This is a genomic window from Tumebacillus algifaecis, assembly GCF_002243515.1.
GTDB lineage: Bacteria > Bacillota > Bacilli > Tumebacillales > Tumebacillaceae > Tumebacillus_A > Tumebacillus_A algifaecis.
Window position 1 is genome coordinate 3,370,744 of sequence record NZ_CP022657.1, and the last position, 13,115, is coordinate 3,383,858.

The window sequence follows — 13,115 nt, forward strand, 5'->3', positions numbered from 1 at the left end:
ATCTGAACTCATTATACACAACCGCTGGTCAGAACGGCAATACTTTTCAAGCTATTGTGACACTTGGCCAACCCACTTTTTGATACCGGGATGAAAGACGATAAACAGCGTGATCAGCACGGCAAGCTTCAAAAACACGATGATCTGATTGAAAAAATCCATCGACAACCCAAACACTAACATCCGCAGATCCGGCCCAAACAATGCGAGCACCCCACAGAAGAGGAAGACAGGTGCCACATACACGCGGAACCGCCCGAGCACAAAGGCGAGGAACATCGCCAAAAACGCCGGAATCATGTAGTAGAAGTGCTGTACACCGTATGGACTTGTGTCGACTTGCGCGACGATTTCTAAGAAATTGGCGTACAACAGGAGCAATCCTAATGCACCAATCCCCGCGACCAACCGCGAACGGAAGGCCGCACCCGCCAGTACCCACAACAGAAAGACGACGGTCATGATGCCGATCACCGCTGTGCGATCATCGAGCAATTGCGAAGTTGAGAGGTAATAAAATCCAACCACTGCCACCATCACAACGGCCACAAACAGCCATGCCGTGCGGGCAAGCGGGCTTTTGCTGCGTTGGCGGAACGCCATGATAAACGGAAAAATGGTGCCGAGCAGCAGGACGGCAATTTGCATTGGCTCTGGAAACAAGGTAAAATTAAGGGCAAAGATCAAGAACAACAGCACGCCAACGATTACCAGCAGTACTTTTCCAAGGACACCACTGTTCAAACTGGTTTTCCAGTTGGACGACTCCTGTTTGTTGTTCACCTGTTTGCTTTTCACCTGTTGGTCGTGTGAAAAGGAGTCACCTTCTGCGTATAGGTTCAGCAAAAAGTCGCAATATTCGGTCGGGATAAGTCTGCTCTCTTTCCACTTCTTAATCTCTTGAATCATCAGTTTTTTCTGGTCCTGATTCATAGCTTATGCCTCCTTGATAGATCGCATAAAAAAGCGATAAATCACATAAAAAAGCACTCACCTGAAAAAAGTGAGTGCTGCGAAGGTTCGAAGGTTGCTAGTTCTACTCAAGGAAGTCCTTGAGACGCTTGGAGCGGCTCGGGTGGCGCAGTTTGCGCAGCGCTTTCGCCTCGATCTGACGAATCCGCTCACGTGTGACGCCAAAGACTTTCCCGACTTCTTCGAGCGTGCGGGTACGGCCATCATCGAGACCGAAGCGCAGGCGGAGCACGTTTTCTTCACGTTCTGTCAGCGTATCGAGCACATCTTCCAACTGCTCTTTGAGCAATTCATAAGCAGCTGCGTCGGCCGGAGCCAGTGCGTCTTGGTCTTCGATAAAGTCACCGAGATGGGAATCGTCCTCTTCACCGATCGGCGTTTCGAGCGAGACCGGCTCTTGCGCGATTTTCAAAATCTCGCGGACTTTGTCCGGGCTCATGTCCATTTCTGCAGCGATCTCTTCCGCGGAAGGTTCGCGCCCCAATTCTTGCAGAAGCTGGCGGGAAATGCGGATCAACTTGTTGATCGTTTCCACCATATGAACAGGAATCCGAATCGTCCTGGCTTGGTCTGCGATCGCACGCGTGATCGCCTGGCGAATCCACCAAGTTGCGTACGTGGAGAACTTGAAACCTTTTTGATGATCAAATTTCTCAACAGCTTTGATCAGACCCATGTTCCCCTCTTGAATCAAATCAAGGAACAGCATCCCTCGGCCAACATAACGCTTAGCGATGGATACAACCAATCGCAAGTTCGCTTCTGCCAGACGGCGCTTCGCCTCTTCATCCCCTTTTTCGATGCGCAGCGCGAGACTGATCTCCTCTTCTGCCGAAAGCAACGGCACGCGACCGATCTCTTTGAGATACATGCGTACCGGATCATTGATCTTGATCCCCGGCGGTACGCTCAGATCTTCAAGGTCAAACTCTTCTTCATCATCGAGATTCTTCGGGCCGTTTTCATCGTCGTCATCGTCATCGTCATCATCATCTGCGAACGACGATTCATCGTCTGTTTCGTTGATCACCTCAACCCCCTGCTCCGAGAGGTGGTCAAAGAATTCATCGATTTGATCCGAATCCTGATCGAACGGAGAAAGTTTGTCCATGATCTCACTGTAGGTGATCACGCCACGCTTCTTCCCTACTTCGGTAAGCATTTGTTTTACTTCTTCAAGAGACATCTGTTGAGTATCTGTGTCTTTCACCTTTTTCACCATCCCGACCCCTCCTTCCCTAAGGAGTAGTTAACAAACGTTTATATATCGGCTTGCGCATTATCCAGAGATTGAATGATTGACTTCACACGATTCATTTCGTCATATGCCGCCTGCATTCCTTCTGTGTCGCCTCGATTTCCATAATCGATCATCTGCCGTTCATAACGTTTCATTTCCAATTGCAAATGATACACCTTGATGCATTGGATATATTCGTGTACCAGTGCATCGACACGATCGGAGCGCCGATCTAAATGGTCCGCTTCCATCATGAGTGCAGTGGACAGCTTTAACAACTCGCGATCCTCTAAGCCGCTGATGAACAGCGACGGGTTCGCTTGGGTGTGTTCTGCATAGTAGGCGTAAAGATGGGCGGCAAGCGCCCCGTGCTCATCCACAGAAAATTCATCAGCCAACGCGTATTGAACTTGTCTTGCTACCCCTTCATCGATTAACATATAAGTAAGGAGTTTCCGCTCTGCGTTGATATGAGCCGGCAACAATTTTCCTGTGCCTGCAAAGCTCACTTCACCCGCATTATTTCTATTAGTATTCCACTTCCTGTCAGGTTTATCCCCCGCAGGAGGGCTTTTCTTCGCGAGCAGAAGTTCCTTCTCCAACGCCTCTTTCGGGTAGCCGAACTCTTCACTCAGTTCACGAAGTAACGTTTCCAGTTCAATAGGTGAGTTGACCTGAACGAGCAGTTTGTGAATCACTTCTTTGATGTAATCTTCCTTGCCTGTTTGTGTGCCAAGGTTGAACTCTTTTCGAAGCGAATGCATGCGAAACGCCGTCATCGAGCTTGAGTTGTCGAGCACGACACGGACGAACGCATCTTTACCATACTTCCTCAGAAAATCATCCGGGTCCAATCCATCAGGGATGGTGGCGACCCTTGCTTTGACTGCTGCACCAGATTCTTTGATGACTTCGGACGATCGAAGGGCTGCTTTCTGACCGGCAGCGTCACCGTCGTACATCATGACGATCTCTTCCACATTGCGTTGCAACAAGCGAACTTGGTCGTTGGTCAAGGCGGTTCCCAAGGCGGCGACCGTATTTGGCATGCCGTGCTGGAATGCCATGATCACATCCATGTAGCCTTCTAACAGGATGACCCGTCCTTCTTGGCGCATCACGGGTCTGGCCCGATGCAAATTGTAGAGATGGCGTCCTTTTGAAAACAACGGCGTCTCCGGAGAGTTGAGGTACTTGGGCTCCCCTTTTTCGAGAATCCGTCCGCCAAATCCAATCACCTGTCCCTGCCCGTCATGGATCGGAAACATCACACGATAGCGGAACTTGTCGTAGTATCTGCCTTTATATTTCTCGCTTTGCGACAATAAACCTGCTTCGACGAGCAAATCTTCGGCAAATCCACGCTTCTTAAGGAACTTAACGAGCACATCCCAATCGTTCGGTGCATAGCCAAGCTGGAACGTCTCGATGATCGTCTTGGTGATCCCGCGCGATTCGAGATACTGAAGCCCCGGCAGCCCTGCATCTGTGTTCATCAGGATGTGGTGATAGTATTTTGCCGCCAAATCATGGGCGCGAAACATCTCCTTGCGCCGCTTGTACTCAGGCGAATCGATGTCTTCCAACTCTTCGACAGGAAGCGCGATGTTAGCCCGCTTGGCCAGTTGCTCCACCGCTTCGAAAAACGTGATCCCTTCCTTATCCATCAGGAAAGAGAAGAGGTTGCCGCTCGCTCCGCAGCCAAAACAATGGTAAAGCTGTTTGTCTTGCGAGACGGAAAAAGACGGCGATTTCTCATTGTGGAAAGGACAGCAACCCATATACCCGCGGCCGCTCTTCTTCAGAGGCACAAATTCACCGACCACATCGACAATGTCGAAGTGCTGACGTACTCGTTCGATGATTTCCTCAGGCAGACGCTTTTTCATACGACATCACCCTCGTCTGTCATTGAGTACGTAAAATATTCGCCAACATTCAACAATCTCCTTCTGTTCGTCTCCTACAAAATCGAGCGCACAGAATCGTGTACCAAGGCAAAGTTATTCTACGAGGTGTTGTGATTTCCTTCTGAAAAAACCTCAATCAGACATGTTTCGACAAAAAATCTTCCTACCTAAGAACGATTTGTCATAAGCCTCCAAAGTACGTCCCTAGTATAGACTCGCTTCTACAAAAATATTCCGCTTTGAACAGCATCTTGGGTGATTTGTCAAGAGAAAAAACGATATTTCTTAAATATGTACGCCTCTTTCGCAAAAAAATCCTTCCAACTTACCCCTCCTCAATACTTTGACACAAAAAATTCACAACATCGAGAAAAACCCCTGAACGAATCGCAGGGGTTTATCCTTGTTTTTCAGCGTTCAACCAGGCGCGAAAAACGGCGACTTCTGGCAGAAGTTCAGGCTCGGTCAATGGCAATGCGCCTGCATAGACACACCCCGACTCCCCGTCAAGAGTCAGCAGTTCGCCCTCCGCGAAGGTGTGGTGACCAATCTGGATCGTTCGCCGTTTTAGGTCGATCGAGATCGCCGCACACCCGACGATGCAAGGTACGCCAAGTGGTCTGGCCGTGACTGCCGCGTGCGAGGTCGAGCCGCCAAAGGCGGTGAGGATACCACTCGCTACTGTCATCGCCTCATAATCGTTCGGGTCGGTCTCGCGCCGGACGAGCAATACCGAATGTCCGGCCCGGCTCTTGGTAAGCGCAGTTTCGCTGTCGAGCGCGATGGCGCCGACCACAGCGCCATGCACGACCGGAATGCCACTCGCCAGCGGAACTGCCACTGCTGTGCGGTCAAGACGAAGATGCAGCAGTTGCTGGAATGCATCGCTCTCGACGCGCTGTAGAGCGATCCGTCTGTCCACCAGACCTGCGCGCACCAGATCGACGGCGATTTTCACAGCCGCTTCGGTCGTGCGTTTGCCATCCCGCGTTTGCAGGAGGAAAAGAATTCCTTGCTGGACAGTAAATTCGATCTCCTGCATATCTTGGTAATGTGCTTCCACGTGAGCTACGGTCGCAACAAGCTCCGCGTACACGTCAGGCATCCGCTCTTCTAACAACTCGATGCCATGCGGAGTAACCATACCCGACACCACATCGTCACCTTGAGCTCCCAGCAGCGTTTCGCCGTATAACGCTGGTGCACCGGTCGATGGATGGCGTGAAAACACCACACCAGATGCCGATCGCGTTCCCAGATTGCCAAACACCATCTCCTGCACATTCGCCGCCGTAAACAATTGATCGGAGATGCCGTGTATGCGTCGATACACCACAGCTCTGCGGTTGTTCCACGAGGCGAACACCGCCGCCACAGCGCGAAGCAACTGCTCTTTCGGATCGTTTGGGATCACATCGGTGGCAATGGTCCGATACATCTGTTGAAAGCGGCGGTAACAGTCTGCTGCAAATTCAGCGTCACTCGTCCGTTCAGCCAATCCTTGCACGACCGCATCATTCAGCCCGAGGTTGAGAATCGTGTCCATCATGCCGGGCATCGATTCGGGGCTGCCGGAGCGAATCGCGAGCAGAAGCGGGTTGGACGGGTCGCCAAACCGTTTGCCCGTCCGACATTCCAACTCGCCAAGCGCGGCGAAGAGATGCTCTTCAATGTCCGACGTCAGTACCTCCCCTGCCTCATAAAAAGCACGGCACGCTTCTGTCGTCAACGTGAAACCGTCTGGCACGCGGCAGCCCAGTCGCATCAGATCTGCCAAGCGAGCCCCTTTGTTGCCGAGCAGACAGGCTTGATCGATGCTGCCTTCTGCAAAGCTTACGATCACGATCTGCGGCTCCCCCGCTTAATCTGATCCAAGATGATGCTCGCCGTCTCCTCGACCGCTTTGTTCGAAACATCGATCATCGGGCAGCCGATCTTTTTCATGATCCGCTCCGCATACTCCAGTTCCAACTTGATCCGTTCAAACGCGGCGTAGTTCGCCTCTTCTCGCAATCCCAGCGCCTTCAAACGCTCCGTGCGGATCAGATTGAGCTCGCCCACCGAGATCGTCAAGCCGATCACTTTATGCGGCGACACCTCAAACAATTCCTCTGGCGGTTCTACCTCCGGCACCAGCGGCACGTTCGCCGCTTTCAGCCGCTTGTGGGCCAAGAACATCGACAGCGGTGTTTTCGATGTACGCGAAACACCGATCAAAATCACATCGGCGCGCAACAGACCGCGCGGGTCCTTGCCATCATCGTACTTGACAGCAAACTCGATCGCTTCCACACGGCGGAAATACTCATCGTCCAGCTGATGCAACAAGCCTGGGCGATTCTTCGGCTCCGCTTGAAAGTTTGACTGAAAGGCGGACACCATCGGCCCCATGATATCGACAGCCGTCACACCATGCTCCTGCGCCTCTCGCACCAGTCCTTCTTTTAATTCCGGAATGACCAGCGTATAGGCGATCAATGCCCCAATCTCCTTGGCCGCCTGCACCGTCTCCCGAATCGGTTCCATATCATCCACGTAGGAAATCCGTCTGATCTCAGCACGGCTCCCGTTAAATTGGCTAGCGGCGGCACGCACCACAAATTCGGCCGTCTCGCCAACAGAGTCAGAGATTACATACACGATCGGCGTCATGCGCATTCCTCCTATACTTCATTGATCTCACCAAGCTCGACAAAGATCTTGGCGATTGTTGTTTTCGTAAACCGGCCGACCACTTCCAATTGCTTGCCCGCATCATCGATCGGCCGCACGACCGGGATTGAGTCGATCGCATAGTCGATCAAGCGCTTTGCCGCTTCATACACGCTGTCCTCTGGTGCCAGCGTCACGATGTTCGGCATCCGCGTCATCGTCAGCGACACTGGCACTTTATGCGTGTCCTGATTGCCGATCGCCACCTTCAGCAAATCCTTGCGTGAGATGACACCCGACAAGATGCCTTGCTCTTTCACCACAAAAATACTGCCCACATCTTCCATAAACATCATAACGATCGCATCGTAGACGGACGCGTCTTCGTTGATTACGACTGGAACAGATTTGTACTGCTTCACTTGTAGTTTGCGGAGCTGTTCTCCAAAAATCTGGCCGGATTTTTTTCCGGCGTAAAAATACCCGACACGCGGTCTAGCTTCTAAGAAACCGGCCATCGTCAAAATCGCCAGATCTGGACGCAGTGTCGCTCTGGTCAGTCCCAGTTTATCTGCGATCTGCTCACCTGTGATCGGCCCTTCTTCGCGCACGATCTCAAGGATTTGTCCTTGGCGTTTGGTCAGATCGATGGTGTCCACCACCTTTTTATCGCTCGAATGAAATGTGACATACAATATCGTGATAATCGTACTATATAGTACATCTTATTATTGTAACATCGGTGTGACAAGTGCTCAAACATCGTCTTTTCCATTATTGCCACATCTCATCTGACCACGGCGAACAAAGGAACAATTTTCATCCCGTGAAACCGCACAATGCCCATTATATTAGCAACTTTGTTAGCAAAGTTGTTTGCGATGACAGCATATGCAAAATGCATGATTGGTGCAAGCGAAATTGTGTACACAAAACGGCCACTGCTCCTTTCGGAGTTGCGGCCGTTTTGCTTTCGTTTCCTAATAAATACCCTATGTAGCAGGTCTGTCATTGTTACCTTCGAAAGAATTAGGGAGTTCAAAATGTGTATAGAGGGTTCACTTTCTGCCAAGGGGGTTCAAGGTTAGATATGCGAATGTACTATTTTGGGTTTTATCTGCACGTAATCCAATATCTTTGTACCATAAGTTCCTCGTCTGGGTCATAGATCTCGTTTTCCAGAATACCGCCGTTTTTGCAAATGGTTTTTGCGGAGGCGATATTCCTCTTGTCGCATACGGCAAGGATTTTATCGATTCCGAGTTCTCTGGCTTTTTCGAGAGCCGCCGCAAATATTGCCGTTGCATATCCTTTCCGGCGCTGGGACGTGCGGACAGCATAACCGATGTGACCACCGAATTGCAAAAGATAGGCGTTCAGTTCATGCTTGATACTCAAAACGCCGATTAGCCTGTTTTCGTCAAAGCACAAATAGTAAGTTTCTTTGACCATGTGTTCAGGCAGATCTTTGCCAGTCAACCTGTTCTGCATCATCGCAAGCCACGACTCGTAATCTTCAAACGCACCAAATCCAATAATATGGTCCTCGTCGTTTTTTATTTCGTCATAAAAATGTATAACGGCTTCTTTGTGTTCTGCTGACGGGAAAACTAAATTCACATTCGTCGCCTCCTTGTACTTTGGTAATAGGGCTCATATCCTCGGTAATGTTTGCACAAAAAGTTTAAATTCGGCCCGACCTGCGCATACCAAAAACAAGATCTGGTTGGCAAAGGGGGCCATTTTCATATGTCTTGGTTGATCTATGGGCTGCTGTCAGCGCTGTTCGCTTCCTTTGTGGCGATCTTGGGGAAGGTGGGGATCAAAGGCATCGACTCCAATGTGGCAACGGCTGTGCGCGCCGTGGTGATGGCTGGTGCGACCTTGCTGTTCATCACCTGCAACGGCACGATCGGGCAGGTGCGGGACATCACTTGGAAGCCAATGATGTTTATCGTGCTCTCCGGGCTCGCTGGCGCCGCCTCTTGGATGTTTTACTTTGGTGCCTTGCAACAGGCGGCCGCTTCCAAAGTGGCACCAATCGACCGCCTGAGCATCGTGTTCACGCTGATTCTCGCCGCCATTTTCTTGAAAGAGAAAGTGACGCTCGGTATCGCGGCAGGCTGTGTCCTTATTGTGGTCGGTTCCATCCTGATCGTCAAGGCGTAGTGTAAGTAGACACACCTTCCTTTCTGCTTCAAGGTCGGCTACAATATTTCTATGATACTGAGCTGATCAGGCACATGAGGAGGAAATGCGCAGTGCATCAAATCTTATTTTATATCGGAGACTACCCGATTCGGGCCTACGGTACGATCGTCGCAATCTCCATCTTGCTTGCGATCGGCATGGCCAGCTATATGGCCAAACAGGAGCGCAAGTATGAAGATCATGTCTCGGGGATGGCGATCTGGGCCATCATCGGATCGCTGATCGGTGCGCGGCTGTGGCAAGTGTTCTTTTTCGAATGGGACATGTATTCACAGAATCTCGGTGAAATTTTTGCGATCTGGAACGGCGGCATGTCGATCCAAGGTGGTCTGGTCGGCGGCTTTATCGGCGGGGGCTTGTACACGTGGCGCAACAAGATCCTCTTCTGGGAATTTGCTGACATTGTCGCACCTGGCATTATTTTGGGACAAGCGATCGGCCGAATCGCCTGTTTCATGAACGGCGATGCGTTCGGCTCGCCGACGGGCAGTGACTTTGGCCTCGTCTATCCGGAAGGCACGTTCGCCTATGCCACCTACGGCTCACAGCCGCTCTGGCCCGCTGAGGTATGGGAAGGCCAATGGGATCTGATCGTGTTAGCGCTGTTGTTCTTGATCAAAATGCGCGGAGTTCCGACCGGTTACCTGTTCTTGTTGTACAACATCCTGTACTCGGTTGGCCGTTTTGCGCTAGAATTCCTGCGCGGTGACTCCGATCGGTTTGCCGGACTGACCGCAGCGCAATGGACAAGCTTGTCAGTCGTAGTGATTGCGCTGTTGTTCATGGTGTATCTGCGCTTCCGCCCAGCCAAAACGAGTGAACCAAGGCCGGTTCAATCCGAACCGACCGCAACCTCATAAAAAGAAAAGTGGCATCCCTTGGGGATGTCACTTTTTCGTTCAATTAGGTATCCGCTTCTTCCACAGAGTCCGAATCCTCCGCAACAGTTTCGGTCCCTTTCACTTGCTGGAGGAGTCCTCGCATCGTGTCGGTCATCTGCTCTGGCTTCAGGTGGGACATCATCGTCTCGATCATCTCTCGTTTCGAATCCGCGTCCAATTTTAAGCCCAAACGCTTGCGCTCCAAGTAGGGCCACCCCCTCTCCTTTCTACTAGCAATATGCGCACGCCCGACTTGCTGACAGGTACAGGGACACAGAACCCAGCAAAAAAGGCAGGTGCCGCCAACTTGCTGCGGTACCTGCCTGTTCCTGCGCTTTGACGATGCTTGTTCTATCTCCCCCGTTTAGGATGGGGCGACAGCGTAATTGTTTTCCTTCGTCTCATGATGCACATTCACAATGCTGGGACAATGTCCCGTATCTGCCTCTGCGACTTGTTTCATCCGCTTGTCGATGACGATCTCATAGCGTGCTGCCACCGCCGCTGCCGTCCCAACCACAGCCAGATACGGGAAGATCAACGCTCCGACAGCACCAACTGCCGCCGGAATCGTCAACACCGTCTTTCCTCCACGGATCACGCGAATCATCGACGCTTGTCCCGTTTTCACGATGTCTTGGATCTTTTCGACCAGATCCTTCCCCATCACTTGAATTCGCTCTTCCAACTGCCCGGCCACGCCGGTGTCGGCCGTTCGATTTTCCAAGTCGATGCAGGCCTGTACCACATTGCCACCGCTTTGTTGCAACACGTCATACGCCTCGCGGTAGGAAATCTGAAACCGTTTGCGCAAAATATCCACTTTTTCCAGCATTGGGTCTGCCATCGTCCTCACTCCTCCACAAACCAGCTTCGATTAAAGATCGTACTTATGGAGTTGTTCTAAAAACGTACGCGATTTGAAGGTCACACCACTATATTCATCGATGTACTGTTTCATCACTTTGCCCAATTGCAGTCGTACATCATTGCCGACCTTGATGTCACCAAGCCGCCTGACATCCATGCCTTGAAACGTCTGCAACAGCTTGAGAGTCACTGGCTTGATCCAGATCGCCCGCTCATCGCTATGATGGCAATCCCCGCACAGAGGGCCGCCATGGATGATGCTGAAGCGCACCGCCTGCATAAGCGGCTTGTAACAGTGTGCACAATGATGCAGTTCAGGCCGAATTCCGGCTAGATCGAGCATTTTCATCTCGCACAGCCGGACGAGAATCTCTGGGTCTTTGCCATCCTCCAGATGGGTCAGCATCGTCAGCACGAGCAGAAAGACGCCTTGCGAAGGTTCTCGCTCCTCGACAAAACGGTCTGCAAGTTCGACTACATAGGACGCATAGGCAGCTTTAAACAAATCCTCGCGAATCGCCCGAAACGACTCATGGAGTTCAGCTTGAATGATCGTGCCCATCCCACGTCCTTCACCGATTGCCACCATGTACATCCCATAGGCGAAGGGCTGAGAGATAGAGTTTAATTGGCTTTGTGGCTTTTTGGCCCCACGCGCCATCGCTCCAAATTTCCCATGCGTATCGGACAGCAAGGTCAGTATTTTGTTACTCTCCCCATAATCGACTGTGCGCAACACAATCGCTTCCACTTTTTTCATAGGACAGCCTCTTTCATCCCGTCAAACAAAAGCTACTCCGTGCGTGCCTCCAACTCATGTTCGAAGTTCTGCTCTGCCACATCACAACCGCAGTCCTGGTTCAAGTTCTGACATGCTTTATAGAGAAGATAGGCATCAATCTCACCTGTACTCTCGAAATATCGCCACGAAAGATCTCTCATGCAGCTCATCCTTTCTTCCAAGAGTGAGGGTGCTGCCAAACATCGTAACCCTATAGTTCGCAATCGACCTTTACCCTATACTATGGAAATGCTGCCAGAGATGATTGGATGAATGACCGCTTATTCCTCGGTAAATCCGAAGTTGCGCAACATATGTTCCCGGTTGCGCCAGTCCGCCTTCACCTTGACCCACAGCTCCAAGTAGACTTTTGAACCGAGCAATTTTTCAATGTCCTGCCGAGCCATCGACCCGACTTTTTTCAGCACGGAGCCTTGCTTGCCGATGATAATCGCTTTTTGCGAATCGCGTTCTGTGTAGATCGCTGCATGGATGTACAACATGTTCCGATCTTCCTTCAACTGCATCTGTTCCACTTCCACCGCGACCGAGTGCGGCACTTCTTCGCGCGTCAGGTGCAACACCTTTTCGCGGATCAACTCCGCGACAATAAAGCGCTCCGGATGGTCGGTCACTTGATCGGGCGGGTAGTAAAACGGTCCTTCAGGCAGCAGGTTCAAGAGCAGATCGCGCAGCCGTTCCACATTGTCCCCTGCGACGGCCGAAATCGGGATGATCTCAGCAAACGGGAACTCATCTTTGTAGCTGGTGATGATCTCCAGCAATTTTTCTTTCTCGATCAGGTCGATCTTGTTGATCACCAAGTAGATCGGCGTGTCTTTGACATTTTTCAAAATTTCGATGATGTACTCGTCCCCGGCCCCTTTGGGCATCGTCGCGTCAACGAGGAACAGGACGGCCTCCACTTCGCGCAGCGTTTGCACGGCCACTTTGACCATGTGTTCACCCAAGCGATGCTTCGGTTTATGTATACCAGGAGTGTCCATGAAGATGATCTGGTTGCCTTCATGCGTGACAACCCCGTGAATTCGGTTGCGCGTTGTCTGCGGCTTATCGGCGGTGATCGCCACTTTTTGACCCACCATGTAGTTCATCAACGTCGATTTCCCTACATTAGGGCGCCCGACGATCGCAACAAATCCAGAGCGTGTCTTTTGCTTGGTCTCTTGTTTACTCACTCCACAAAGTCCTCCTTTTGAAAAGCAAATGGCAGCAATTCGCCTACCGTCGTCTCACGCACCGAATCGTTCAGATTCGACAGGATGACCGGCGTATCGGCTGCACAGAATTCGGCCATCACTTGACGGCACGACCCGCACGGTGATACTGGACCGTCCGTATCGGCCACCACGGCAATCTTTTGAATCTTCGACTTACCTTCTGACACGGCTTTAAAAATGGCCGTGCGCTCTGCACAGCAGCACAACGGAAACGCCGCATTTTCGATGTTGCAGCCGGTCACCACTTCCCCGTCGGCCAGCAAAAGCGCCGCGCCGACCGGAAACTTCGAGTACGGCACATACGCCCGTTCCCGCGCTCCTTTTGCCAATTTCACCAGTTCCAAATGCTCCATATAG

At 51.5% G+C, this 13,115-nt stretch carries 15 protein-coding genes; 2 read left to right on the forward strand and 13 right to left on the reverse strand.

The window, feature by feature from the left end; translation table 11 throughout:
* Positions 1-51: 51 nt before the first annotated feature.
* The 7 genes from CIG75_RS14645 to CIG75_RS14675 form a co-directional block, all read right to left on the reverse strand.
* The gene (locus CIG75_RS14645) at positions 52-933 is read right to left on the reverse strand and encodes a hypothetical protein (protein ID WP_094237305.1); all 882 of its coding nucleotides are present in this window, start codon (positions 931-933) and stop codon (positions 52-54) included.
* A 103-nt stretch (positions 934-1,036) separates the two neighbouring features.
* Positions 1,037-2,194 carry an RNA polymerase sigma factor RpoD gene (gene rpoD / locus CIG75_RS14650; protein ID WP_094237306.1) on the reverse strand — a complete coding sequence of 386 codons (1,158 nt, stop codon included), beginning with the start codon at positions 2,192-2,194 and terminating at the stop codon, positions 1,037-1,039.
* A gap of 38 nt (positions 2,195-2,232) precedes the next feature.
* Positions 2,233-4,101 (reverse strand): DNA primase, encoded by a 1,869-nt coding sequence (gene dnaG, locus CIG75_RS14655; RefSeq protein WP_094237307.1) that lies wholly within the window; start codon positions 4,099-4,101, stop codon positions 2,233-2,235.
* Between the two features lie 418 nt (positions 4,102-4,519).
* Positions 4,520-5,965, reverse strand: a complete 1,446-nt coding sequence (locus CIG75_RS14660) for a pyruvate, phosphate dikinase (RefSeq protein WP_157729572.1) — start codon at positions 5,963-5,965, stop codon at positions 4,520-4,522.
* A complete protein-coding gene (locus tag CIG75_RS14665) occupies positions 5,962-6,774 on the reverse strand; it encodes a pyruvate, water dikinase regulatory protein (protein WP_094237309.1) in 813 nt (270 codons plus the stop codon). Before CIG75_RS14665 ends, CIG75_RS14660 begins: the two co-directional genes overlap by 4 nt.
* Positions 6,775-6,785: 11 nt before the next feature.
* Positions 6,786-7,436, reverse strand: coding sequence for a transcriptional regulator CcpN (locus CIG75_RS14670; RefSeq protein WP_407701264.1), 651 nt, complete (start codon positions 7,434-7,436; stop codon positions 6,786-6,788).
* Positions 7,437-7,887: 451 nt separating this feature from the next.
* A complete protein-coding gene (locus CIG75_RS14675; protein ID WP_094237310.1) occupies positions 7,888-8,394 on the reverse strand; it encodes a GNAT family N-acetyltransferase in 507 nt (168 codons plus the stop codon).
* A gap of 129 nt (positions 8,395-8,523) precedes the next feature.
* Between CIG75_RS14675 and CIG75_RS14680 the strand changes: the two genes are divergently transcribed.
* Together CIG75_RS14680 and lgt are read left to right on the forward strand one after the other, a co-directional pair.
* Positions 8,524-8,943 (forward strand): EamA family transporter, encoded by a 420-nt coding sequence (locus CIG75_RS14680; RefSeq protein ID WP_094237311.1) that lies wholly within the window; start codon positions 8,524-8,526, stop codon positions 8,941-8,943.
* Positions 8,944-9,035: 92 nt separating this feature from the next.
* Positions 9,036-9,845: a prolipoprotein diacylglyceryl transferase gene (gene lgt / locus CIG75_RS14685; RefSeq protein ID WP_094237312.1), complete on the forward strand. Its 810-nt coding sequence runs from the start codon at positions 9,036-9,038 to the stop codon at positions 9,843-9,845.
* Positions 9,846-9,888: 43 nt separating this feature from the next.
* Here the strand turns inward: lgt and CIG75_RS14690 are convergent, their stop codons facing one another.
* From CIG75_RS14690 to CIG75_RS14715, 6 genes are all read right to left on the reverse strand, one after another.
* Positions 9,889-10,071 carry a hypothetical protein gene (locus CIG75_RS14690; protein WP_094237313.1) on the reverse strand — a complete coding sequence of 61 codons (183 nt, stop codon included), beginning with the start codon at positions 10,069-10,071 and terminating at the stop codon, positions 9,889-9,891.
* A 159-nt stretch (positions 10,072-10,230) separates the two neighbouring features.
* On the reverse strand, positions 10,231-10,713 hold the full coding sequence (locus tag CIG75_RS14695; RefSeq protein ID WP_094237314.1) for a DUF4342 domain-containing protein: 483 nt from the start codon (positions 10,711-10,713) through the stop codon (positions 10,231-10,233).
* A gap of 30 nt (positions 10,714-10,743) precedes the next feature.
* Positions 10,744-11,496 (reverse strand): DNA repair protein RecO, encoded by a 753-nt coding sequence (recO, locus tag CIG75_RS14700; RefSeq protein WP_094237315.1) that lies wholly within the window; start codon positions 11,494-11,496, stop codon positions 10,744-10,746.
* Between the two features lie 32 nt (positions 11,497-11,528).
* The gene (locus tag CIG75_RS14705; RefSeq protein ID WP_094237316.1) at positions 11,529-11,687 is read right to left on the reverse strand and encodes a YqzL family protein; all 159 of its coding nucleotides are present in this window, start codon (positions 11,685-11,687) and stop codon (positions 11,529-11,531) included.
* Positions 11,688-11,798: 111 nt separating this feature from the next.
* Entirely contained in the window at positions 11,799-12,716 is a 918-nt protein-coding gene (era, locus tag CIG75_RS14710) for a GTPase Era (protein ID WP_094237317.1), read from the reverse strand.
* Positions 12,713-13,111 carry a cytidine deaminase gene (locus CIG75_RS14715; protein ID WP_094237318.1) on the reverse strand — a complete coding sequence of 133 codons (399 nt, stop codon included), beginning with the start codon at positions 13,109-13,111 and terminating at the stop codon, positions 12,713-12,715. The genes era and CIG75_RS14715 overlap by 4 nt, the downstream gene beginning before the upstream one ends.
* Positions 13,112-13,115 lie beyond the last annotated feature (4 nt).